The organism is Spirulina sp. CCY15215 (genome assembly GCF_016888125.1).
In the GTDB taxonomy this organism is placed as follows: domain Bacteria; phylum Cyanobacteriota; class Cyanobacteriia; order Cyanobacteriales; family Spirulinaceae; genus CCY15215.
Map to the genome: position 1 here is coordinate 1 of NZ_JACSWA010000433.1, position 23,002 is coordinate 23,002.

The 23,002-nt window shown below is 43.2% G+C and carries 20 protein-coding genes and 1 tRNA gene; 12 read left to right on the plus strand and 9 right to left on the minus strand.

Annotated features, from left to right (window positions below; genetic code table 11):
- Positions 1 to 216 precede the first annotated feature (216 nt).
- The 3 genes from JUI58_RS12840 to JUI58_RS12850 all read left to right on the plus strand — a co-directional run bounded on the left by JUI58_RS12840 (position 217) and on the right by JUI58_RS12850 (position 5,022).
- Positions 217 to 1,257: an AAA-like domain-containing protein gene (locus JUI58_RS12840; protein ID WP_204104191.1), complete on the plus strand. Its 1,041-nt coding sequence runs from the start codon at positions 217 to 219 to the stop codon at positions 1,255 to 1,257.
- A 454-nt stretch (positions 1,258 to 1,711) separates the two neighbouring features.
- Positions 1,712 to 3,466, plus strand: a complete 1,755-nt coding sequence (locus JUI58_RS12845; RefSeq protein ID WP_204104192.1) for an AAA-like domain-containing protein — start codon at positions 1,712 to 1,714, stop codon at positions 3,464 to 3,466.
- A 77-nt stretch (positions 3,467 to 3,543) separates the two neighbouring features.
- The gene (locus tag JUI58_RS12850; protein WP_204104193.1) at positions 3,544 to 5,022 is read left to right on the plus strand and encodes a hypothetical protein; all 1,479 of its coding nucleotides are present in this window, start codon (positions 3,544 to 3,546) and stop codon (positions 5,020 to 5,022) included.
- 53 nt (positions 5,023 to 5,075) lie between these two features.
- On the opposite strand, the gene JUI58_RS12855 is transcribed toward JUI58_RS12850, so the two are convergent.
- Positions 5,076 to 5,771 carry an ABC transporter ATP-binding protein gene (locus JUI58_RS12855; RefSeq protein ID WP_204104226.1) on the minus strand — a complete coding sequence of 232 codons (696 nt, stop codon included), beginning with the start codon at positions 5,769 to 5,771 and terminating at the stop codon, positions 5,076 to 5,078.
- Between the two features lie 145 nt (positions 5,772 to 5,916).
- Between JUI58_RS12855 and JUI58_RS12860 the strand changes: the two genes are divergently transcribed.
- The gene (locus tag JUI58_RS12860; protein ID WP_204104194.1) at positions 5,917 to 7,470 is read left to right on the plus strand and encodes a serine/threonine-protein kinase; all 1,554 of its coding nucleotides are present in this window, start codon (positions 5,917 to 5,919) and stop codon (positions 7,468 to 7,470) included.
- A 3-nt stretch (positions 7,471 to 7,473) separates the two neighbouring features.
- Here JUI58_RS12860 and JUI58_RS12865 read toward each other — a convergent pair whose 3' ends face one another.
- From JUI58_RS12865 to JUI58_RS12875, 3 genes are all read right to left on the minus strand, one after another.
- Positions 7,474 to 9,108, minus strand: a complete 1,635-nt coding sequence (locus tag JUI58_RS12865) for a CHAT domain-containing protein (protein WP_204104195.1) — start codon at positions 9,106 to 9,108, stop codon at positions 7,474 to 7,476.
- 147 nt (positions 9,109 to 9,255) lie between these two features.
- The gene (locus JUI58_RS12870; protein ID WP_204104196.1) at positions 9,256 to 10,392 is read right to left on the minus strand and encodes a mechanosensitive ion channel family protein; all 1,137 of its coding nucleotides are present in this window, start codon (positions 10,390 to 10,392) and stop codon (positions 9,256 to 9,258) included.
- A gap of 9 nt (positions 10,393 to 10,401) precedes the next feature.
- The gene (locus tag JUI58_RS12875) at positions 10,402 to 11,412 is read right to left on the minus strand and encodes a mechanosensitive ion channel domain-containing protein (RefSeq protein WP_204104197.1); all 1,011 of its coding nucleotides are present in this window, start codon (positions 11,410 to 11,412) and stop codon (positions 10,402 to 10,404) included.
- A gap of 73 nt (positions 11,413 to 11,485) precedes the next feature.
- On the opposite strand from JUI58_RS12875, the gene mnmE reads away from it, so the two are divergent.
- Positions 11,486 to 12,868 (plus strand): tRNA uridine-5-carboxymethylaminomethyl(34) synthesis GTPase MnmE, encoded by a 1,383-nt coding sequence (mnmE, locus tag JUI58_RS12880; protein WP_204104198.1) that lies wholly within the window; start codon positions 11,486 to 11,488, stop codon positions 12,866 to 12,868.
- A 97-nt stretch (positions 12,869 to 12,965) separates the two neighbouring features.
- Here the strand turns inward: mnmE and murA are convergent, their stop codons facing one another.
- Positions 12,966 to 14,288, minus strand: coding sequence for a UDP-N-acetylglucosamine 1-carboxyvinyltransferase (murA, locus tag JUI58_RS12885; protein WP_348539884.1), 1,323 nt, complete (start codon positions 14,286 to 14,288; stop codon positions 12,966 to 12,968).
- 73 nt (positions 14,289 to 14,361) lie between these two features.
- On the opposite strand from murA, the gene JUI58_RS12890 reads away from it, so the two are divergent.
- The 5 genes from JUI58_RS12890 (at position 14,362) to ureG (ending at position 17,546) form a co-directional block, all read left to right on the plus strand.
- On the plus strand, positions 14,362 to 14,523 hold the full coding sequence (locus tag JUI58_RS12890; protein WP_204104199.1) for a hypothetical protein: 162 nt from the start codon (positions 14,362 to 14,364) through the stop codon (positions 14,521 to 14,523).
- A 50-nt stretch (positions 14,524 to 14,573) separates the two neighbouring features.
- A tRNA-Leu gene (locus JUI58_RS12895) sits at positions 14,574 to 14,658 on the plus strand.
- Positions 14,659 to 14,854: 196 nt separating this feature from the next.
- Positions 14,855 to 15,913: a uroporphyrinogen decarboxylase gene (hemE, locus tag JUI58_RS12900; RefSeq protein WP_204104200.1), complete on the plus strand. Its 1,059-nt coding sequence runs from the start codon at positions 14,855 to 14,857 to the stop codon at positions 15,911 to 15,913.
- Between the two features lie 56 nt (positions 15,914 to 15,969).
- Complete coding sequence (locus tag JUI58_RS12905; protein WP_204104201.1) at positions 15,970 to 16,953, plus strand: NAD(P)-dependent oxidoreductase; 984 nt, start codon at positions 15,970 to 15,972, stop codon at positions 16,951 to 16,953.
- On the plus strand, positions 16,950 to 17,546 hold the full coding sequence (gene ureG / locus JUI58_RS12910; protein WP_204104202.1) for an urease accessory protein UreG: 597 nt from the start codon (positions 16,950 to 16,952) through the stop codon (positions 17,544 to 17,546). Before JUI58_RS12905 ends, ureG begins: the two co-directional genes overlap by 4 nt.
- Positions 17,547 to 17,635: 89 nt before the next feature.
- Here ureG and JUI58_RS12915 read toward each other — a convergent pair whose 3' ends face one another.
- The 3 genes from JUI58_RS12915 to JUI58_RS12925 are packed head-to-tail and all read right to left on the minus strand — an operon-like array spanning position 17,636 to position 20,255.
- On the minus strand, positions 17,636 to 18,205 hold the full coding sequence (locus JUI58_RS12915) for a Uma2 family endonuclease (RefSeq protein ID WP_204104203.1): 570 nt from the start codon (positions 18,203 to 18,205) through the stop codon (positions 17,636 to 17,638).
- A 56-nt stretch (positions 18,206 to 18,261) separates the two neighbouring features.
- The gene (locus JUI58_RS12920; protein ID WP_204104204.1) at positions 18,262 to 20,076 is read right to left on the minus strand and encodes a hypothetical protein; all 1,815 of its coding nucleotides are present in this window, start codon (positions 20,074 to 20,076) and stop codon (positions 18,262 to 18,264) included.
- Between the two features lie 35 nt (positions 20,077 to 20,111).
- The gene (locus tag JUI58_RS12925; RefSeq protein ID WP_204104205.1) at positions 20,112 to 20,255 is read right to left on the minus strand and encodes a hypothetical protein; all 144 of its coding nucleotides are present in this window, start codon (positions 20,253 to 20,255) and stop codon (positions 20,112 to 20,114) included.
- Between JUI58_RS12925 and JUI58_RS12930 the strand changes: the two genes are divergently transcribed.
- Together JUI58_RS12930 and JUI58_RS12935 are read left to right on the plus strand one after the other, a co-directional pair.
- Positions 20,254 to 20,787 (plus strand): J domain-containing protein, encoded by a 534-nt coding sequence (locus JUI58_RS12930; RefSeq protein ID WP_204104206.1) that lies wholly within the window; start codon positions 20,254 to 20,256, stop codon positions 20,785 to 20,787. The two genes, JUI58_RS12925 and JUI58_RS12930, sit on opposite strands and share 2 nt — an antisense overlap.
- A gap of 7 nt (positions 20,788 to 20,794) precedes the next feature.
- Entirely contained in the window at positions 20,795 to 21,067 is a 273-nt protein-coding gene (locus JUI58_RS12935; protein WP_204104228.1) for a DUF3143 domain-containing protein, read from the plus strand.
- A gap of 18 nt (positions 21,068 to 21,085) precedes the next feature.
- Here the strand turns inward: JUI58_RS12935 and JUI58_RS12940 are convergent, their stop codons facing one another.
- Entirely contained in the window at positions 21,086 to 22,921 is a 1,836-nt protein-coding gene (locus JUI58_RS12940) for a serine/threonine-protein kinase (protein WP_204104207.1), read from the minus strand.
- Positions 22,922 to 23,002 lie beyond the last annotated feature (81 nt).

Here is a 23,002-nt window from a genome sequence, read left to right on the forward strand (position 1 = left end):
TGAATTTACTTATGCTTGTAATTGGATACGGGATTATTTGCGAACAAATACTGAGTTAAAAGAAGAAGATCGGCATTTATGCGATCGCGCTTATCAATGAGTAATTAATAATTCCCCATTATCCCCATTCTTAAAATGTTAGAATTGGCGAAATATTAAATTCTATGGTGTCTGTTCCCTTATCCTCTATTCTTGTCCTTTAATTCTCAAATCTCCATGACCTTCGATCTGGAATTTCCCGGTACGCCCTTATCTCCTGATTCTCACTTTTATATCGAGCGCCCCCCCATTGAGGATCTCGCCTGTCGGGAAATCCTCAAATCAGGCAGTGTCACTAGGATTAAGGCTCCGAAAAGAATGGGAAAAAGTTCTTTACTGGCCAAAATCCTCGATCGCGCGAGAAAAGAAGGTTTCCATACCATTAACATTGATTTTCAGCAAACCGATGAGTCAATTTTTTCCTCCATCGATCGCTTTTTGCGCTGGTTTTGTAAAGTAATTGCCCGTCAATTAAAACTCGAACCCTTACTCGATGAATTTTGGGATGAGGATATTGGCAGTAAAGTTAGCTGTACCCTCTATTTTGAGGGCTATTTACTGGAAGAAATCGAAACACCCATTGTTGTTGCCCTCAATGAAGTCAACCGCATTTTTGAGCATCCTGCCATCGCTCAGGATTTTCTGCCCCTTTTGCGATCTTGGCACGAGCAGGCCAAACAAGGAACAGCATTTGAAAAACTACGGCTGGTGGTGGTTCACTCTACAGAGATTTATGTTCCTTTAAATCTCAATCAATCTCCATTTAATGTAGGATTACCGATTAAAGTTCCTTTATTTACCCTCGAACAAGTTCAGGACTTAGCCTTACTTTATGAATTAGAGTGGGCAGCAGGAGAAGAAGGATTACAGCGTTTGCAGCCTCTGATCGAAACAATTGGCGGTCATCCTTATTTAATTCAATTGGCGTTTTATCATCTGCGTCGGGAAACAGTTACTTTAGAGCAATTATTACAAGAAGCCCCCACAGAAGCTGGGATCTATAGCAATCACTTAAAAGAATTATGGGGAACTCTCCAAAAAGAACCGGAATTAGCAGAGGCTTACGAAGAGATCGTTGCAACCCCAGGTCGCGTGCGCTTAGAATCCATTGCCGCCTATAAACTCTACAGTATGGGTTTGATTGCTTTAGAAGGAAGCGAATGTATTTGTTCCTGCGAACTCTATCGCTTGTATTTCGGCGCTCAACTGGGATTATAGTTTAAGGGTACAAGTACAGGATATGACTGATTCGCTTTGCTCAGACTCCCTTGTTTGTGGCAATTCCTCTCCCGCTAACCCTATCGGGTCTAACGGGAGTACCCTTGCCACATCTTTGATGTTATAATTCCCGAAGAGAAACGTTCAAAAGTAGTAGAGTCAGGAACCTCAGCCTAAAGGCGTGAGGCTTGAAAGAGAAATCTAACAGGCCATTCTGACCAGACTAAGTACCCCGCAAGGGAGGCTCGAAAGAGCAAAACCGCTATGCGTACAGGGTTGTTAATTAGATACAGTAATTGTCCTGTTAAAAGTGCAATACAAAAGCACACTAATTAAACAACTCCAAGGCGGTAGCGAAACTAATATAAAGCCGTCCTATAAAGACGGGGTTTCTACCCAATTTTTCTGATGAACAAAACCTAGGATTTTGTCAAGCTATTTTAGAGTCATCGCTATGCCCGATTCCCAATCTCCAGATCCTGCCAGCAGCAAAATCATTGTAGGTGACGCAAATAAAATGCCTACCCATCCTCTCTCAAACTCATCCTCATCTCAACCTCCTCCCGAGTACCCCAACGGACCAGTACCTCTCGATTCTCTCTTTTATATTCCCCGTCCTCCTTTGGAAGAGCAGGCTTGCAATGAGATTCTCAAGCCTGGTTGCGTGTTGCGAATTAAAGCACCGAAAGACATGGGCAAATCTTCCCTCTTAAATCGGGTTCTTGCCCATGCTGAGTCTCTAGGATATCACCGGGTTAATGTTAATTTTCAACAAATCGATGGCAACGATCTCAATAAATTTTTGCGTGGTTTTTGTACTCAAGTTAGTCGGGGATTAAATCTCAAACCGAACTTAGATGAATATTGGGATAAAGATGTCGGTAGTAAAGTCAATTGTACTTGTTATTTTCAATGGTATTTACTCGAGCATCTCGATCGCCCTGTGGTCGTTGCTTTAAATGAAGTCAATCATCTGTTTGAATATCCTCAAATTGCTGTTGAATTTTTGCCCTTATTGCGATCGTGGCATGAGGAAGCCAAACAGCTTAATATCTGGCGCAAACTTCGCTTAGTAGTTGTTTATTCAACAGAGGTTTATGTTCCCCTTAATATTAATCAATCTCCCTTTAATGTGGGATTACCATTAAATATACGAGAATTTACCCCCCAACAAGTCGAAACTCTCGCTCATTTGCATGGTTTAGATTGGCACGAAGATCGAACTAAAGACCTGATGGCGCTTGTGGGTGGGCATCCTTTATTAACTCGTTTGGCTTTTTATCACTTAGCTCGCGGAAGTTCATTGGATTCAGGGAATTTAGAGCAAATTCTGGAGGAGAGTGCCACGGAAGGAGGCATTTATCGCGATCATTTGCGACGACATCGGTTAGTTCTCAAAAATGATCGAGAATTATCTCGTGCTTTTGAAAGGGCGATCGCGGCAGATCGCCCTATTGTTATTAATTCCATCTTGGCCTATAAATTAGAAAGTTTGGGTTTAGTCACCTTAAAGGGCGATAAAATAAGCGTTCGCTACGAGCTATATCGCCGCTATTTTCAGCAGCAATTCTTACAGGATGAGAGAGATAGGGCTAATCCCCCCGAAATCACAAGCGATCGCCTAGTCGATCTCGAACAGCAGAACCAAAAATTACAACAATTACGAAATCTCGACGAATTAACCGGACTGCTCAATCGGCGCAGTTTTGAGGAACAATTAGAGGAACAATGGCAACAACTGGCTCAAACAGGAATGCCGTTATCTATTATTGTTTGCAATCTTGACTGTTTTAAGATTTTTAATGATGTTCACGGTTTGACTGATGGGGATAATTGTTTGCAACTGATTGCCGGGGTATTTGAGGCGGGAATTGATATTCCCACAACTGCGATCGCCCGTTATGGTGGCGATGAATTTATTGCTTTACTGCCGCAAACTGATGGCAACACTGCTTCAATTCTGGCTGAAAAATTACGCAGACAAATCGAAATGTTGGGCATTCCTATCAATGCGGAAAAATATGGTGGCTTTGCGAAGGATATTGTCACGGTTAGCCTCGGTGTTGCCAGTACGATCCCCAATCAGGAAACCGCCGCATCTGTCTTAATAGAGGCGGCTGGTGAAGCCTTGTATCAATCAAAACGAAATGGACGCGATCGCATTTCGATGAGTGCAACTTTGAACTTTCGTTTTGACGATCGCGAATAGGAGTGAAAAACTGATAACGCATTTCGCGATCGCCGATCGGTGTGGGAGAATAATAACCAGAGTATTTGCAACGAGCCATGATTTCCCCGCCGCGCCCCTATAAAAGTCGCCTATTTAACTTTCTCAACCGCCAGAGGATCGTGCTGGGCGATCGCCTAGCAAAAACCTTTCGCAGTGCCAAAATTGCGGCGATTTGGGGAACACAAATTCTGGTTTATCCCGTTTATCTCATCGCTCAAGGGGGACGCGCTTTCGTTTGGAAACTGGAACAAAAAGTTGCTCCTATTCCTCTCCCAGAAACCTCTCAAGAAGACCATATTCCCGTCGATACTCCGGTTTGGAAAACTTTAACTAGCGTTAAATCCCTCCTCGAGACAATTCCGGGAAATTATGAGATTCACGCTTTTGCCTCTCCTGTCCTCTGGACCGCTAATATGCCCGCCATCGCCCCGGCAACAGATGCAGACCGACAAACGGTAACAATCGGCACAACACAACGCATTCGGGGCATTGCCTCTGGGTTGGACAAACATCATTTAGTTCTTGCTACCGTTGAGAATCAATGCCTCGATCTGCTCACAAAAAAACAACAGATATACCTCGCACAAATCATGCGGAGAGAACTGGCTGATTATGCCTATCAGCAATATTTGCAAAGAATTAAAGCGCGACAATATTTAATTCCTCCGTCTTTAACGGTTAACCCGAATATTGCCCCTCCCTTGCGTTGCTTTTGGCACCTGATGCGCTGGGAACAACAGGGTAGCATTGCTCGGGCGATCGATTTGTTTCAGGAGGCGAAAATCGTTCTGCAATGGCAGCAAATGTCCTCCCAAGGGCAGGAAACTGAAAGCCCGATCGCCATCGCCCCATCCACAGCAATTTGGCGGGCTCCCCTTCCGGTTGCCGATTTAGTGGTGGAATTAGATGAGGCGATCGCCACTTTAGAAAACAAGCAGAATCTTTTACGCGATCGCCTTGAAATTTGGTGGCAGGAGTTGGAAAATGCCAACTTGAGCGATCATGATCGCCTCACTAAAATGCAACATTTTCTGCGGGCGGCAATGGATTATTTTTTCGGCACCGATCATCGCAACCGATCCTTACCTGCTGCGACTTCTACCCCGATGGAAGATCCTTGGTTGGTGTGGGAGGAACTCTACGATCGCTCCCGAGTAGAGTTTATCTCTCATCTTTCCCAACGAAAAGCGATCGCCTATGAGGATATCCCAGAATTGTCCGCTCCTTCTCAAACCTTGCAGTTAGAATCTCAGTCTGCTAATTCTTATTCTTCTAGCTTACAAAAATTAGATTCTATGTCTTCTCCTGTAGATCCCTCCTCCGAAGAAAGTTCTCTTTCTACTGTTAACAATAAGTGGGCTCAAAAGCCGGAAAATAAGCCGGAATTAGAGGATAATTGGCTCGAAATAGACGCGAAAACCACGGGATATATCGAACATCCTTTAGAAAAAGCCCTCAAATTTGTCGATCTTGTCATGGCATGGGTTGAGGAGGCGATCGTCGCGGTTTGGAAATTTCTCAAACGAAATTTTTAGTACCTCCCCTAAACCCTCCTTTTATAAGAAGGGGGAATTAAAGATAACTTTCTTTAATGTACCGCAACCTCTAACATTTCTTCGGGAGTAAGGTGAGAGTGGAGGATTTTCCCATCTTTTAGCCAAACAATACGCTGAGTTTGTTTAGCTACTTCTGTTTCGTGAGTCACCATTACCACCGTCATCCCGGCTTGATTGAGTTCGTCAAATAATGCTAAAATTTCTGCTGTTGTGCGGGAATCTAGGGCTCCGGTTGGTTCGTCTGCAAGTAAGATTGCCGGTTTATTGACAATGGCTCGGGCGATCGCGACTCGTTGCTGTTGTCCTCCAGAAAGTTGATTGGGCTTATTTTGCAAGCGATCGGCTAAACCGACCCGCACAAGGGCTTCCTCGGCGCGATCGCGGCGTTCGGCAGGGGAGACTCCAGCATAAATCATAGGTAAAATTGTATTATCCAACGCCGAAGACTGGGGTAATAAGTGAAATTGTTGAAAGACAAAGCCGATCTTTTTATTGCGAATGTCTGCGAGGCGATCATCATGGAGAGAAGAAACATCAACGCGATCGAGTAAATAGCTGCCTTGGGAAGGACTGTCCAAACAGCCAATAATATTCATCAAGGTAGATTTTCCCGATCCTGATGGTCCCATAATGGCACAATATTCTCCAGTTTCTACGCTTAAATTTACCTGATCCAAAGCCCGCACCTCGGTATTGCCACTACCGTAAATCTTGGCGATATTCTCCATCAGAATGATTTGTAGTACAGGATTTCGGGTTGCGCTAGAATTGCGATCGCTAAGAGCAAAAGGAGGATTAAATTTAGACGAATTTACTGTCATAAAATTAAAGAAGTTAACATTAACTGTTTTAACAATTACCCATTCACCCATTATGGCTTATTGTCTCAATCCGGAATGTACCCAACCGCAAAATAGTAAAGGCGATCGATCCTGTAAGACCTGCGGTTCTTCTCTGCTACTGAAAGAGCGTTATCGTGCTTTAAGTGCGTTAGGTCAAGGGGGTTTTGGGCGTACATTTTTAGGGATTGACGAACATTTTCCCAAACATCCTACTTGTGTAATTAAACAATTATATTTGCAACAGGCGACCCCAGAAGTCCATGCTAAAGCAATGGATTTATTTCAGCAAGAAGCCGTGCGTTTGAGCGAATTAGGCAACCATCCACAAATTCCCACCCTCTATGCTTATTTCTCAGAACAGGGTTATTTATTTTTAGTGCAGGAATATATCCCAGGTCCTACTCTGAATATGGAGGCATGGCAAAAAGTGAGAAATAAAGAGGAAAAAATCTGGCAACTTCTCCGAGATATATTACCCGTTTTAAAGTTTATCCACGATCGCCAAGTCATTCATCGAGATATTAAGCCAGAGAATATCATGGAACGTGCAGAGAATGGTCAAATCGTGCTAATTGATTTTGGCGTAGCGCGGCTATTTACCGGGACGGCAATGATGGGAGGGGCAACAATTATTGGTACGCCTGGATTTATGTCACCAGAACAAATGCGAGGAAAAGTCTTACCTGCGAGTGATTTGTATAGTTTGGGAGCAACTTGTTTAAATTTACTGGTCGGTGTACATCCCGACCATCTGTTTGATGTCATTGAAGAGCGCTGGAAATGGCGCGATCGCCTACCTGGGGGAATGCAAATTAGCGCCAAACTGACTAAAGTATTAAATCATTTAGTGGAGCCTTCTTTACGCCAACGCGCCCAATCTGCGGAGGAAGTAATGCGCGAAATTGGTAACATTCCCCTTCAGAATCAACCCCTTTCTCCCTCTCCCACGACCCAAATTCCCAAGCGATTAACTCCTCAGCAGTTGATTACCAATCCTCAGCAGCGCACTCAAGCGATGTCTCTGCCTCTCACCTCAAAACCCTCTAAAATGCGAGGTTTAATGCCGCGACAGACGAGTGTAGGCTCGGAAGTAGAATTAGAGGATTTACGCTTAAAGTTATCAGGAGAAAGTGAAGAATCTCAAGTGAGAATTGATTATACCCGCTTAAAAGCACTCCTTTCTCGCAAGCGTTGGAAGGAAGCTGATGAGGAGACAAGAGATATTTTATGTACATTGATGGGGAAAAGAGCAGGAACTTATTTGTTTAACAAAGATATTCAGAAATTACCTTGCAAAGATTTAAAAGCAATAGATTATTTATGGTTTAAATCGAGTCAAGGACGCTTTGGTTTTCAGGTTCAAAAACAAATTTATGAAGAAGTAGGGAAAGAATACGATCTATTTTGTCAGCAAGTGGGCTGGCCAGTACATGACGAGAAAAGCCATGCTTATTTACAGTTTAATTTGCGATCGCCCATAGGACATTTACCTTCTCGTTCTTGGGTAGGAGGTGTATCCTGGTGGAAACACGCGGATATTTTAGCAGCACGCTTGGATCGGTGCGGTTATTTCCTGACCTCTTAAAGGTTAAGATAATGGGGATGATTCAATTTTAAACTCCAAGACTTGACCCTGAGAACTGCCAAATTTGAGCTTAACCCCAGGTTCTAAAAGGACTTCTTGATGATGAACTTTTTGCCAGTTTTCCCCATCAGAAAGAAGCGTTCCATAGCGAGAAAAATCCCGTAAAAAATAACTCGGGGCGGATTTTGTCCCTAGAAATGTTTCTCGATAAAATATCTCTGCATGGTTTTGACTAACCCAACGTTCTTGAATCACCAGATCGTTATCGGGACGGCGACCTACTCGCATAAGTCCGCCTTGAATATCCCAGACCCGATCGCCTGGTCGGGAATGCAAAGATGCTTTGGGAACAAGATTTTTTTTGCCCCCAGGTAAAACCGTAGGTAACTCAGTAATGCCTTCCCCGAGGGGTTTAATCAGTTCCCCCTCAAATTCTGGGTGCATATATAGGATCGGCAGGGTCCAAGTCGGTTGATTAAACTTATATAACGTGAGGAGATGCTGACGGGCGATGGCCACGGCGCGATCGATGGACATTCGATCGGAAAGAGCCTCGGTAAACACCTGAATAAAACTTAAAGCCTCCCGATCGGCGATCGCATCTCGCATCCCCAAAACCGCCGGAACCCCATGATGAATCAGCACCTCCGCTAAACTGCTGCGGGGAATAGTACGACCGGCAATGCTTTCAGGTTGCGCCCCCCAACAGGCATTAAAAACCGCAAGGACGATTTGGGTTCTCACTAAAACTTGTGCCAGTTCCGTGCCATTAATAGTGGCATTGGGACGCAAAAAGAGAGAGCCTCCATCTGGGGCGGTAACACCATGACCGGCATAGAAAAAGACATTGTAAATCCCTTTTTCCAAGGCTGTCACCAATTCGGCGGGGGTAGGTTGCAAGAGAACATCAACGCGAGGGGGAACTGGAGAAAATGAACGTTGATAATTCACCTCTTCCGTCCGTTTTTCAATGGCTTCCGACAGCGATCGCGCTTCTTCTTGTAATTGTAGAGATTGATGATTCTCTACATCACTTTCACCCAAAACTAACAAAATATTCAATCGGTCGTGCGATCGCTGGGGAGTAAGAGGATCTACATCGCTAGTGGTACGACTGAATAAAAATTGACGATTGAGAGAAATAGATTGCTTGCCAGGGGCAGGCTGGATGATTTCCCAAGGTAGAGGAATTAAATGAGGGTCGCGAATATCGAGACGAAAGCGCAAGGGTTTATTTTGACCGATAGCAATGCCCCGACTTTGGGACCAACTATTACGGATCGATCCCTGTAATAACCAATTCCAAAGATCGATGCCCAAATTTTGCATTAAGCGCCCACTATAGTTACCTGCGGAGATATCGGGATCTGTGGGAGAGTTAAAAAGTTCTGAGGCTATTTTCGGAGCAATATATTCTTCTGAGGATCCCACGAGGGGAATGTGCAAATGTTCTTGTAAAGAAAACATTTCTTGCCAGGCCAACCATTGCTGGGTCATACGGGCCGGCCAAATACTGTCATGGTGAACGTACCCTCCCGGTAGAGGGGCATGGAGAACCCAGATCGCATAATTTTCCTTTCCGGCTGCGAGTAGGCGATCTACCGCCAAACTCAAACACGGACTTTGCTCTCGAAACATTCCCACCACATTTGTCGATGCAACGATCTACTATATCAAGTTTTCCGGGACTCAAGGCGATCGCTCCGATAGAAACTTCTCTGGCGATCGCCTTGGGACTACTTTTGATAATTGAGGGTTGAGGGTTAACTTTCGTTTCGATCCTGATTAAATGGTGACAGGAGATTCAACATAAATGGTTGGTTCTTGTATTATGAAAGCGATTTTTTGTTCTGCTAATTCCTGAGAAATTTTCTCATTGGCAATTTCCAGCAAGCGCTTGCGTAAATCGAGAGAATCCTGATAAGACCCAAGAATAAAAAAGCTAACTCGCCCTCGAGTTCCTTGTTTATCTTCAGGTTGAAAAATATTTATTCTTGTGCTGCCTGGATCGATACCAAATAAAGTATTTGTACTGTCTTTCACGACTTGTTCGACAAGAGCCTGTTCCCGTTCATCTAATATTTTAGGGAAATCTAGATAGAGCAAAACCATAACTTTTTTACCTCGGCTGATGTTCTCAATATCTTTATTGGCCATAATAGAATTGGGAATAATCAGTAAGGTATTTTTGGCAGGTAAACGTACTTTTGTCGATCGCAAACCAATGGATTCAACACGCCCAAAAACATCTGGAGCCTGAACATTCAAATTGACGCGAATGTATTCTCCAGGAGAATAAGGACGATCTAAATAAATAACAATCGTACCCAGTAATTGTTCGAGGGTTTTTTGAGCAGCAAAGGCGATCGCGATACCTCCAATACCTAAACCTGCCAACAATCCAAATAAGTTTACATTTTGACTTTGGGCAAAAGCAACCACTGCAAAAAAACCAATGAAAGCATTAGCAATAGTTTCAACAACCAGGAGTAATTCATCCACTTCTAAACCAATTTGGCGGATGATATTAATGCCATAAACCAGTACAAATTGGTGAAATAAGCGAGAGACTAGCCATGCAATACTGGCGATGGTTGCTAAATCGAAGAAAAACTGTAAAAAATCGTAAAGTCCCCGGTAGTCTTGTAACAATTCAGCAGAGACTGATATTAAAATAAAAGTTCCTGCCATTCTTAAAAGGTCTTCAATTGGGACCATCAGGTTTTGATAAATATCGGCTACTTGCTGCGGTGAAATTCGTCGCACGATCGAGGCTGTAAAAGAAGGAGTATAGCGTCCGATCAGTATTGACAAAAGGACAAAAATCAGAAAAATACCCAACTGAATGCCAAATTGGAGCAGAAATTTTTGTGTTTCTTCGTCAAATTGTAACCAGTCTTGTAGAATAACTAAAATATCCATGAAATTTGTTTAAATTGTGATCGGAGATTCAATTTCAATCGTTTTGTCTTCAATTTCAAAAACGACTTTATAATCATTTAACTGTCGCCTAATATTTTGGCAGGCAATATCGAGTAACTGGCGGCGAAAGTCAATAGAAACTTGCCCAGAACCGAGAATAAAAAAGGCTATTTGCGCTTCTGTTTTGCGAGACTCTTTGTTTTCTCCTGCATCCTTAAAAGTGACTCTCGTACTGCGAGGATCGATGCCGAGAATATCTCGCGTGCTTTCTATAATAACTTGTTCGATCAGTGCTTTTTCCCGTTCGGGAATAACTTGTTCAAACGCCAAGTGAAGCAGAGAAATGATTTTTTGTGCTTCTGTAAAGTTTTCAATATTAACTTGGGTTAAACGGTTATTGGGAATAACAACAATTGTGCCTTTGCCTGAAGTTCTGATTTTCGTAGAACGCAAGCCAATAGATTCAACTCGTCCGAATAAGCCATCGGGAAGTCCAATATAATCATCAATAACAAAAGGGCGATCGACTAATAAGACAATACCTCCTAAAATTTGTTCTAAGGTTTTCTGAGCAGCAAAAGCAACCGCTAATCCACCAACACCCAAACTAGCCAATAAGCCAAAAATATTAATTCGATGGGTTTGGGCAAAGGCAATAATAACAACCAAGACAATCGCTGAATTGGCTATGAATTTAAGCGCGATTAAAAGTCCTGAATTTAATTTACGATTGCTTTTGGCAACAGAACCGACCAGATAATTTTCAAAAAATCGGGCGAAGAGTTTCGATCCCACCCAAATTAAACCGGCACAAATCAGTAAACTCAAAGGAAGATCCCAGAAAAATCTTTGTCCCTTGAGAAAAGTTCTCGGAGGTCCGTAAAGAATGAAGAGATCGATAATACTCAGTAAAACAATGCCTAGCAACCTGCCTTGATAGGGAAAAATTACCGCACGATAAAGACTTTGCTGAGGGGGTTGTAAAAATTTGTTTTGTAATAATGTACTTGATTCAGACATAAAATATTGCCGTTCATAACTTTCCTAGTTTGTTATTATAATGCCATAAAAGACATGATTCTGGGGAAAAGAAATGCCGGATTCACCAACCCAAGGAGAAACGATCGCGGCGATCGCCACGGCGGTTGTTCCCGAACAAGGGAGTATTGGCATTGTGAGATTATCCGGCGCACAAGCGTTAGAAATTGCCCAAGAGATTTTTTACGCCCCAGGTAAGCAACAATGGCAGAGTCATCGCATTCTCTACGGTAGGATCTGCCACCCGCAAACCGGGAAACAGATTGACGAAGCACTGCTGTTAATCATGTTGGCACCGCGATCGTTCACCCGCGAAGATGTGGTGGAATTCCACTGTCACGGGGGCATGATTCCAGTACAGCAAGTTCTGCAACTCTGCCTTGAATGCGGGGCAAAATTGGCACAACCGGGGGAATTTACCCTGCGTGCTTTTCTCAACGGCAGAATTGACCTCACCCAAGCGGAGAGTGTTGCCGATATTGTTGGGGCGCGATCGCCGCAAGCTGCTCAAATTGCCCTGGCTGGGTTACAGGGAAAATTAGCAACTCCGATTCGCCAATTGCGGCAAAATTGTTTGGATATTCTCGCAGAAGTAGAAGCCAGGATTGATTTTGAGGACGATTTACCGCCTTTAAATGAAGAGGAAATTCGCGATCGCCTGCAACTTGTGCAAACAGAAGTTAAACATATTCTCGCCACAGCCGATCGCGGGCAACTCCTTCGCAGTGGCTTAAAAGTCGCCATCGTTGGTGCGCCTAATGTGGGAAAATCCAGCTTACTCAACGCTTGGAGTCGCAGCGATCGCGCCATTGTCACGGATCTTCCCGGTACGACGCGGGATGTGGTGGAATCAAATCTCATTGTTGGGGGAATTCCCGTGCAGGTTTTAGATACTGCGGGCATTCGCGCAACCGAGGATACCGTAGAGAAAATCGGTGTTGCGCGATCGCAAAAAGCCGCCCGAGAAGCGGATCTCGTCCTCCTCACCCTCGATGCCCGCCAGGGTTGGACCAATGCCGAGGCCGAGATTTACGCCTTAGTCAAGCATCGCCCTCTGATCCTGATTATCAACAAAATCGATCTCGCCCCCCCCGATCGCGTCACCTATCCCCCGGAAATCGAGCGTATTGCCTGGACTTGCGCCATCGGCGATCGGGGACTCGATCGCCTAGAAGCAGCCATTCTCGAAACCATCAAAAGCGAAAATTTAACCGCCGCGAACCTCGATCTAGCCATCAACCAAAGACAAGAGGCGGCTTTAACCCGAGTTAAAACCGCCCTAGAATGCGTTCAAAATACGATTGAACAGAATCTTCCCCTGGACTTTTGGACCATCGACCTACGGGATGCCATTCGCACCCTAGGAGAAATTACCGGAGAAGATGTCACCGAATCCGTATTAGAGCGGATTTTCAGTCGCTTTTGTATTGGTAAATAACTTTTATTAGGACTTACGCATAAGCGGGCAAGATGCCCGCACTACCATGACAAGAAAATACAGTAGTTCGCTCCCTAGCTGCGTAAGTCCTATTTTATTACCAATTTCCCGTCACTCGTTCCACTTTTGCACCCAATTTGCGGAGTTTTCCTTCCAAATTTTCGTAACCGCGATCGAGATGATGTAACCCTTTGACCAGGGTTTCGCCATCCGCCGCCAAACCCGCCAAAACTAGGGCAGCAGAGGCTCGCAAATCTGTCCCCGAGACGGGAGCCCCCGAGAGCATGGGAACACCGCGAATAATGGCATTTTCCCCCTTAATGCGAACATCTGCCCCCATGCGAACCAACTCGGGAACGTGACCCATACGATTTTCAAACACGGTTTCTGAGACGACGCTATTGCCCTCACTCAAGCTCAACAAGGTCATAAATTGAGCCTGCATATCCGTGGGAAAACCGGGATAGGGAAGAGTCGCAATATCCGTTGCTTGCAGTTCTCCCGGTATAATTCGCAGACGATTGGGTTCCTCAAAGATAATCTCCGACCCGATTTCCCTTAACTTGGCAATGACTGGGGTTAAATGCTCGGGAATGACGGGAGAGAGCGAGATTTCCGACCCTGTAATTGCCCCTGCAACCAAAAATGTTCCGGTTTCAATGCGATCGGGAATGATGGAATAATCCGTCGTATGTAGCCTCGGAACCCCGACGATAATAATCGTATTGGTTCCCGCACCGCGAATCTTCGCCCCCATTGCCCGACAGAAGTTAGCCAGATCCGCAACCTCCGGCTCCTGGGCGGCGTTCTCGATGATGGTTTCCCCCTCAGCCAGGGTAGCAGCCATCATCAGGGTTTCTGTCGCGCCTACGCTAGGATAGTCGAGATAAATTTTTGCGCCTTTTAATTTACCACCACTGCCTTTGATATCGGCATAGACGATCCCGTGTTCGATGCGAACTTCCGCACCTAATGCCTGTAAGCCCCGGACGTGGAGATCCACGGGTCGCGCCCCGATCGCGCACCCTCCCGGTAAAGGCACTCGTGCCGATCCCAACCGCGCCACCAAAGAACCAATGACAAAAAAACTGGCTCGTAACTGAGAAACCAGTTCGTAGGGGGCTTTAGAAGTGGTGAGAGTGCTGGCATCGATATCGAGGGCATCTCCCCGTCGTTGCAACTTCACCCCGAGGGCTTCTAAAACCTGCCCCATTCTGTTGATGTCCGCCAAAGCAGGAACATTTCTGAGCCGACACTGTTCTGGACACAGTAATGCGCCTGCCATCAGGACAAGAGCGGAGTTTTTTGCGCCACTAATGCGAACATTCCCGCTTAGGGGTCTTCTGCCCCAAATACGAAGGGCTTCTTGCACTTCATCCCCGGAGGATTTGGCTTTGGTTTGGCTTAAAGAGGTATCGATCGCTCTGTTTTCCACAATTAGTTCAAGTTTTGCGAAGTTTTGCAATTTTTTTGTTTTGATATTACCAAAAAGATTGACAATTACCAGCTTAAATGGGTCATCTTGTCAGCAATTCCTGAAAGAAGGCGACGATTTAGCGCAAAAACGGTATGTTCGATCTTATTTTTCTGCGATCGCCTCAAAAATTCTTTCCTTGCTTATTCTTTTTCTCAATTATTACGAGAGATCGGGGTAATCTTGAAAAATTGTAATATTTGTGGCATAATACTAAATTGCATTTAACCTGCGGAACTGGCGGAATTGGTAGACGCGCTAGATTCAGGTTCTAGTGGGAGATAATCCTGTGCGAGTTCAAGTCTCGCGTTCCGCATTCCTTTTAAAACCTTGTTAATTAATTGCGCTTTAGCGTAAGCAGTTTTTTCCGTTAGTTCTTTTGTATGTCCGATTTGCTTTACAGATTTGCTTTACAGATTTGCTTTACAATGAGTTGTTCGGGTGTTTAGAATGAAAAGTTGCTAAAAAAATTAGTAAAAAAATTTAGTAAACCGAACACGGAGAATAAACAAATGGGGGCAACCCAAGAACCGCTTTTGCTGCGCGTGGCTAAAGGAGAACAAGCCGATCGCACACCAGTCTGGATGATGCGGCAAGCTGGACGCTATATGAAAGTTTATCGAGATTTGCGCGACAAATACCCTAGTTTTCGAGAGCGATCGGAAAATGCGGCTCTGGCGATTGAAATATCTCTACAACCTTGGCACGCCTTTCAGCCCGACGGCGTAATTATGTTTTCCGACATTCTTACCCCTTTACCGGGCATTGGTATTCCCTTTGATATTGTGGAAAATAAGGGACCTGCGATCGATCCTCCCCTTCGCACCCAAGAACAAATTGACAAACTTCACCCCCTCGATCCTGAATCGGCTCTACCCTTCGTCAAAAAGACCCTACAAACCTTGCGTCAGGAAGTGGGCAATGAATCCACGGTTTTAGGTTTTGTCGGCTCTCCTTGGACCCTAGCCGCCTATGCTGTAGAAGGGAAAAGCTCGAAAAACTACGCCATTATTAAAAAGATGGCCTTTTCCGAACCGGAAATCCTGCATAAACTGTTGAGTAAACTCGCCGAGGCGATCGCCACTTATGTGCGCTTTCAAATCGATAGCGGAGCGCAAATAGTACAATTATTCGATTCTTGGGCGGGACAACTTAGCCCCCAAGATTACGATACTTTTGCCCTGCCCTACCAACAATATATTGTCCGACGGGTGAAAGAAACTCATCCCGATACCCCTTTAATTCTTTATATTAGCGGCAGTGCTGGGGTTTTAGAGCGCATGGGACAATCGGGAGTTGATATCATCAGCGTAGACTGGACGGTAGATATGGCCAATGCCAGAAAGCGCCTCGGGTCAGAAATGAAAGTGCAAGGAAATATGGATCCTGGCGCTCTATTTGGTTCTCAAGATTTTATCCGCGATCGCATTCTCGATACCATTAAAAAAGCAGGACCTACAGGGCATATCTTTAACCTCGGTCATGGTGTTTTACCAGGTACCCCAGAAGACAATGTTCGCTTCTTTTTTGAAACAGCAAAACAAGCGAATAAACTCCTGACTTTTGCCTAATTTTTGCCGTAGGGGTTTGGTCTCCAAACCCTTCATAATCAATTGTGGAACTGAAAATGACATCCAAGCGGATTTTTATTACCGGTGGAAGTGGCTGTATCGGTCACTATATCGCCGAAAATTTAATTCAAAACACTCAACACGAACTATTTTTTCTGGTTAGAAATCCTCAAAAAGTAGGGTTTGATTATAAAGTTCGTCCCGGTGTGAATATCCTGCATGGGGACTTACGGGAAATCGATCGCTTTGCGGATTTACTTAAAACAATAGATGTCGCCATTCTAGCAGCGAGTGCCTGGGGAGGAGCTTCGGAAGTATTAGATACTAATGTTATTAAAACAACCCGTTTAATGAACTTATTGGATGTTAATAAATGTCAGCAAGTTCTTTATTTTTCTACAGCTAGTATTCTCAATCATAATAATCAAATTCTCAAAGAAGCAAGCGAGTTGGGAACAGATTATATCCGTTCTAAATACGATTGTTTAACCCAACTGCCTCGCCTCAAAATTGCTGATAAAATTACTGTATTATTTCCTACTTTAGTCTTTGGGGGCAATGGTAAAAACAAACCCTATTCGCATATTTCGGCTGGTTTTGTCGATGCCATGAAATGGGTTGGCTTGGCACGTTGGTTCAAAGCTGATGGCAGTTTTCACATTGTTCATGCCCAAGATATCGCCAATGTTGTCGGGTATTTAGTTGATAATCCTATTCCTTATAATGCGATCGATCAGTTAGATGATATTTATATTAAGCAATTGGTTTTAGGTAGTCAACCTATCACTTTAAATGAAATGATAAAAGAAGCGTGTCAGTATCTAGGCAAGAGAATTTATTTCCAAATTCCTTTATCAATATGGCTGGCTAATATTTTGATTAAGATATTTCATATCCAACTTGCCCCTTGGGATCGTTTTTGTATGAATTATCGCCATTTTACTTGCAAAAATCCTGTTCTTCCTTCAACATTTGGACAATCTGATTATTGTCCGACTTTCTCAGATTTAATGAGAATTAGTGGAGTTCAAAAACGATGACAGCTTTTCGGATTGGAATTGCAGGTCCAGTAGGATCGGGAAAAACTGCTTTATTAGATAGTTTGTGTAAAGCATTGCGAGATAAGTATCAAATTGCGGCGGTGACGAATGATATTTATACTCAAGAAGATGCTCAGTTTTTAGTGCGATCGCAGGCTTTGTCAAGCGATCGCATTCTGGGAGTAGAAACGGGAGGTTGTCCTCATACAGCTATTCGTGAAGATGCGTCTATGAATTTGGTGGCGATCGAATCTCTTGAGGAGAAATTTACCTCTTTAGATTTTGTCTTTTTGGAGAGTGGGGGGGACAATTTAGCGGCGACTTTTAGCCCAGAATTGGTCGATTTAACTATTTATGTTATTGATGTCGCCGCAGGGGATAAAATTCCTCGTAAAGGGGGTCCTGGTATCACCAAATCAGATTTATTGATTATTAATAAAATCGATCTTGCGCCTTTTGTGGGTGCAAGTTTACAGGTGATGGAAAGAGACGCAAAAAAAATGCGCGGCGATCGCCCTTTTGTCTTCACTAACCTGAAAACACAACAAGGACTAGATTTTATTATTGATTTTGTTCTCAAAAATAAGGTTTAGGGATTTGCATTTCAATGCGATCGCATTTCTTTCTCTAACTATTATCGATCGCCATCCTATCCCCAAAATCCTGCTCAAATCCAAGCAATTTATCCCGTCAAAATCTCATCATAAATCTCTGCTATTGTCAAGGTTAAACCCACTGAATTTAACTCTAAAATATCATTCTCCTCTAAGATTTCCAGAGACCAATTTCCGGCTGTATTCCGTCGATAAACTTCCACCCTCATTTCCGTTTGAGAAACGAGGATATATTCCTGTAAACTGGGCAAACTTTGATAATTTAGCCGTTTTTCTCGCCGATCTAAACTTTGAGTGGAAGGAGAAAGCACCTCAACAATTAAACACGGACGAGTTTTATAATATCTTTCCGTATCTTGGGGGTTGCAAGTTACCATGACATCGGGATAATAAAAAAGATCCGCAGTATTTTCAGCAATGGGCATATTGACTTTCATCTCTGACATGAAAGTTTTACAACCACTCCCCCGTAAATGAAAATTTAAGAGACTGGCAATATTGAGAGTAATACGATTATGTTCTTCGCTACCACCAGACATAGCGAATATTTGACCGCTAAGATATTCATGGCGAATGGGACTTATTTTTTCCCCTTCAAGATAGTCTGGTACAGAAATAAATGCTGTAGAAAGTTTCATAAGTTTGTCCTATTTTACAAGAACCATCCCGATTATATCAAATCCGGTTCACGGTATTAAAGTTGCAACAATTTTAATACCTCATCGGTAATTTCCTTGGCTTGCTGCGATCGCCCTAATTCTGCAAGTCGCGTGGCGATAGAACTTAAAAGAAGTGCTTTTTGATCTTTTTTTTCTAAAGTTCCTGCGATGCTCAGAGCATTAGTGAGAGACATGATCGCCTCTGGTTTCCGATCTTGGTGATCGAGTTGAATAGCTAGAAAAATTAACACGCCAATTTTTTCAATTTCATTCCCGACTAAAGCAATAAATTCTAAAGATTCGGTCATTTTTCCGGCTTCTGCTAGGGTGTAGGTGACATCGCGTAAGGTATTAGTTTTATCTTCTACATTTGGCGATCTTTGCAACATTTCTAGGGCGATATCGTAGGCTTCAATTTCTAGGAAAGGAAGAACAATTAGGCTTAAGAGATAATCTTTTCTGCTAGATTCGGTTAAGTTGTCCCAAAGTTGTAGGGTTTGTTCTCTGATTTTTGGGGCGGTTTCTAGCTGTCCTTTTTGCTGTAGTTGTAGGGCGATCGCGCTGAGGGTGAGGATTTTAAATTCTGTTCCTTGTATCTCTTCGGAAATTTTTAAAGCGCGATCAAATTGTTCTTTTTCTGCTAAAGTTGTAGCAATATTTTTTAAGGTTTCATCTCGATCTGAGAAGGATTGAATCAGTTTTAAGGCGCGATCGCTGTCTCCGTTTTCTGCTAAGTTAATAGCAATTTCTCGAATAGCTATTTCTTGCAGTCCTGAAACATCAATATTTTGAGTGATTTCTAAGGCGCGATCGAACTGTTTTGCTTCTCCTAAATAACGGGAAATATAAAACAAGGTTTCTGTTTTTAGGGAGGGGTTAGAAATGCGATCGCTTAGTTTTAAAGCGAGATCGAATTCTTCCCCTCGGGCGAGAGAACTAGCTAAGTTTTTAAAAACCGCATCGGTTTCTTGATTGGCTTCTAATTGCGGGAGTAATTTATTGAGGCGATCAAATTCTTTTTCTCCGCGATCGCCTTCTCCCATTGCAATATATTTTAAGCCAATCAACCCTAAAGCCTCAACTCGATCTAAAGGACTTTCTAGCCTTTCTACGACTTCTAGAGCTTGTTCTAGTTCCCCTTGTTCTGTTAAAGTTAAGGCCACCAATAATGTTAAATCTTGCCGATCGCCATCGTTATCTAAAACCGTTATAATTTCGGCAATGCGATCGCTGTTTCCTTGTTCTGCAAATCCTAAAGCCATGCCTCGCAGGTTAATATAAGGAAGGAGTTCTGTTTGGCGATCGCGAATAATTTCCCAAGCGCGATCGTAGTCGTTATTGTCGATCGCAGCCTGCAAAAATAGCAAGAGAATTTGTTTATCATCACTGTTCATTAATTGCACAATTTCCCAAGCGCGATCGCCGTTATCTTCAACCATTAAACTGCGAAAAATACCAGCTAATAAAGTCGTATCTCCTAGGCTAAAAGTCTGTAGCAAATCCAAAGCTAATTTAACTTCTCCCTTTCTTGTTAACCGCAAAACCAACTCAGATAAAGTTTGTTTTTGCAGAAATGGATCTTCAATGCTACGAAAAATATCGAGACTGCGATCGCGATCGCCGATTTCCAGTAAGGCGATCGATAAACTTCCCAAAGCCCCATTTTTCCAAATCAACTCTTCTTCAGAAGTTACATTTTGCGCCAATTTTGTCGAGGGGGTATTGTTCGTGAAATCCTTGAATAATTGCTCTGATTTCTCTCTGGCTAAACCAACCGCATTGAGGGGAAAATTGAGGGGAAATAAGAACAGAATAGAGACAAAAATAAAAAGGCGTAAAACTTTCATCATCCAATAATTAGAGATTGTGCTTTTCCTAATTATAATCATAAGCGATCGCCTTCAGAGGATTGGGGACTTCGCGATCGCTTGGCGATCGCCTGCTTTAAGAAAATTAAAGAAGAGGAAGTAGAGGAATCCGATCGCGGGTACAATGTTGGATTAGGATTATCGAGCCAACACTTTTCCATGAGTCAGAGCGGATTTAACCCCAGAACCAGCGATCGCAGGGTATCGGCACAGACGCGCATTGCTAATAGTTATTATGCGCGTTTGGGTTTACATCCTTCTGCTTCTGTTATTGAAATCAGACGGGCATATTGGCGGTTAAGCAAGCGCTATCATCCCGATACGACGACATTATCCCCTGAAGTTGCCACAGTTAAATTTCAAAATCTGAATGAAGCCTATGCAACTTTGAGCGATCGCGAGGGTCGTTTGCTTTATGATAGTAAAATTGGTTATTCCCGTTTCTATGTTGTGCAATCGCGATCGCATTTTTCTTGGCAGGAAGAGGAAGAAGAAGAGTATAATCATTCTGCTTATCTCGATCCTAGCGATCGCCCTCTTTCAGGAGGAGAATTATTCGCTTTATTTATTTTGGGTGTAACCTTTCTCGGTTGCATCTTGTTGGCGATCGCCGTAGGCTTAACCCGAGGGGAAACTGCTTTACAAATTCCGGTTGCTTTGCTTTCTTTTCTGTACCCAAACTCTAGTTTTTAAAATGTCTATGGTATTACCCAACCCCGATACACCCCTTTACAATCATCCCCTGCCAGAAATTGAAAATTGGCTGCTTGATTTAGGGTGTCAACAAGATCGAAAACAATTAAATTGCTGGAATATCGAACGTCCAACATGGCAAGCAGAATTATGTTTGGATGTGGAAGATTTATCAATTCGCTATCTCAAAGCAGGAGAAGGAATGCGCGATATTGTACGATCTTTTAAATATTCTCTCAGTCGTGCTGATATTGAAGCGGCTGTGTTTTCCGGTCCGTAGATGCTTCTTGATAGTTGTTTATTGATATCGCCAAAGTTTGATAGTTTTATCCCGAGAAGCTGTCGCAATAATTGGATTATTGGGTGCGATCGCAACAGCTTCAATGCCTAATTCATGGCCTTTAAGTTCGTGCAGCAGTTGACCTGTACCGGGATGCCAAATTCTGATAGTGCGATCGCTACTCCCGCTAACCAGTAAATTGCCTTCTGTGTTAATCGCAAGAGCATTAATAGCATCGGTATGACCTGTTAATTCTCGTAGTAATTTTCCTTGCTGTAAATCCCAGATTTTAATGGTTTTATCTTCACTCCCGCTAAACAAAATTTTACCGCTTGGACTCATCGCTAAAGCATTAATTTCTCCAGTATGACCCTGTAAGATTTGTTTAGTTTGATAACTTTTCATCTCCCAAATTCTAATCGTGCGATCGCTACTTCCACTCACCAATAACTTACCATCAGAATTAAACACAAGACTGCGAATTTCTTGGGAATGTCCTGGTAATGTTTGCTCTAATTTTCTCGTTTCTACATTCCAGATTTTAATTGTTTTATCGGCGCTACCACTGGCTAAAAATTGGCCATTTTTTGTTATAGCTAGAGTTTTAATCCAACCTGTATGTGCCTCAATTCTAGCGATTTCTTCCTTTAAATTCCAGAAGCAAATTTGATAATCCCAACTCCCACTAATTATTAAATTTGTTTGCGGATGAAAGACAATTTCCTCAATGGTGCTACAATGTCCCCTAAGCGTTGTAAGGTGGGCTATTCCCTTCTCTATATCCCAAAGCCGGATAGTGCGATCGGCTCCTCCACTGGCTAATCGCTTCCCGTTAGGGTGAAAAGCAAGGGCGTGAATCGAGCTAGAATGCCCCTCTAAGGTGCGAAAACCGTGCCAAGTGGGTTGTAAGGTCTTGAGGGAAGCAAAGGCGGTTTTTCTGCCAATTGGGGTCGGCGATCGCGTTTGCACTAGGGTCGGGATTAGGGTCTGTCCTGGGTGAAGGTCTTGATAAATTTCCTGTGCCGATTGATAGCGATCGCTGACTGCCTCGCAAAGCATTTTATTAATAACTTTTCTTAAGATAGGGTTGACAGGATTAACTAAATAGTCTTCCCAAGTCCAACTTCCTTCGGTATTACTGAAGAGATCGAAAGGATGAAAACCCGTGAGTAGATGAATGCAAATGACACCCAAACTGTACAGATCGCTGGCATAAACGGCTTTTCCCCGCAATTGTTCTGGGGACACATAGGCCGCAGAACCGACGACAGTTCCAGTTTTGGCAAGGGCGGTTTTTGCTGTTACTTTGGATGTACTAAAATCTACCAAAAATAATGTTTTTTCGGCAGTACGAATTAAGTTTTGAGGATTAATATCTCGGTGAATAATATGACAATCACAGACAAATTGTAGAATCGGTAAAACTTCTTCAATAAGATTTTGAATCGTTGTTTCGTCGTAAATTTCTTCCGCAATGCTTTTACCTGCAATGAATTCTTGCACAAGAGTCGGAGAGAAATTATGAATATTAGGATCGCTTTCAAAATAAGCGAGGAGTTGAGGAATATTGGGATGGAGTCCTAATGTTTGTAATTTTTGCGCTTCGTTACGAAAGTTAGCAAGACTTTCTGCTGGAGTCTCTTTGTTATGTTGAATTGCAATTTGTTTAATAATACACTGGGGTTTCTGAGGTTGAGTTTCATCAACCCCTAAAAAAGTGCGCCCAACTCCTCCTTTAACCATAAGAGTACGATAGCGATCGCCCAAGAGAAGTTTTGAGCCACAACTGAGACAAAAGCGGCTATTTTCAGGGTTTTGCGGTTTGCTACATTGTGGGTTTAAACAGTAGGTCATCGATCGCTTTTCTCTTAACAAAGAGTATTTCTTCTCATCTATTCAAAAACAAATTTATTTTCTGAGATGCACCCCTACAGG

Bases quoted from the DNA above. Each gene is read 5' to 3' on its own strand.
- JUI58_RS12870 (WP_204104196.1), bottom strand. From the start codon at position 10,392: ATGGATATTTTAGTTATTCTACAAGACTGGTTACAATTTGACGAAGAA.
- JUI58_RS12940 (WP_204104207.1), bottom strand. From the start codon at position 22,921: ATGACCTACTGTTTAAACCCACAATGTAGCAAACCGCAAAACCCTGAA.
- JUI58_RS12875 (WP_204104197.1), bottom strand. From the start codon at position 11,412: ATGTCTGAATCAAGTACATTATTACAAAACAAATTTTTACAACCCCCT.
- JUI58_RS12865 (WP_204104195.1), bottom strand. From the start codon at position 9,108: ATGTTTCGAGAGCAAAGTCCGTGTTTGAGTTTGGCGGTAGATCGCCTA.
- hemE (WP_204104200.1), top strand. From the start codon at position 14,855: ATGGGGGCAACCCAAGAACCGCTTTTGCTGCGCGTGGCTAAAGGAGAA.
- JUI58_RS12840 (WP_204104191.1), top strand. From the start codon at position 217: ATGACCTTCGATCTGGAATTTCCCGGTACGCCCTTATCTCCTGATTCT.
- JUI58_RS12925 (WP_204104205.1), bottom strand. From the start codon at position 20,255: ATGGAAAAGTGTTGGCTCGATAATCCTAATCCAACATTGTACCCGCGA.
- JUI58_RS12915 (WP_204104203.1), bottom strand. From the start codon at position 18,205: ATGAAACTTTCTACAGCATTTATTTCTGTACCAGACTATCTTGAAGGG.
- ureG (WP_204104202.1), top strand. From the start codon at position 16,950: ATGACAGCTTTTCGGATTGGAATTGCAGGTCCAGTAGGATCGGGAAAA.
- JUI58_RS12920 (WP_204104204.1), bottom strand. From the start codon at position 20,076: ATGATGAAAGTTTTACGCCTTTTTATTTTTGTCTCTATTCTGTTCTTA.
- JUI58_RS12845 (WP_204104192.1), top strand. From the start codon at position 1,712: ATGCCCGATTCCCAATCTCCAGATCCTGCCAGCAGCAAAATCATTGTA.
- JUI58_RS12905 (WP_204104201.1), top strand. From the start codon at position 15,970: ATGACATCCAAGCGGATTTTTATTACCGGTGGAAGTGGCTGTATCGGT.
- JUI58_RS12930 (WP_204104206.1), top strand. From the start codon at position 20,254: ATGAGTCAGAGCGGATTTAACCCCAGAACCAGCGATCGCAGGGTATCG.
- JUI58_RS12850 (WP_204104193.1), top strand. From the start codon at position 3,544: ATGATTTCCCCGCCGCGCCCCTATAAAAGTCGCCTATTTAACTTTCTC.
- mnmE (WP_204104198.1), top strand. From the start codon at position 11,486: ATGCCGGATTCACCAACCCAAGGAGAAACGATCGCGGCGATCGCCACG.
- JUI58_RS12855 (WP_204104226.1), bottom strand. From the start codon at position 5,771: ATGGAGAATATCGCCAAGATTTACGGTAGTGGCAATACCGAGGTGCGG.
- JUI58_RS12860 (WP_204104194.1), top strand. From the start codon at position 5,917: ATGGCTTATTGTCTCAATCCGGAATGTACCCAACCGCAAAATAGTAAA.
- JUI58_RS12935 (WP_204104228.1), top strand. From the start codon at position 20,795: ATGGTATTACCCAACCCCGATACACCCCTTTACAATCATCCCCTGCCA.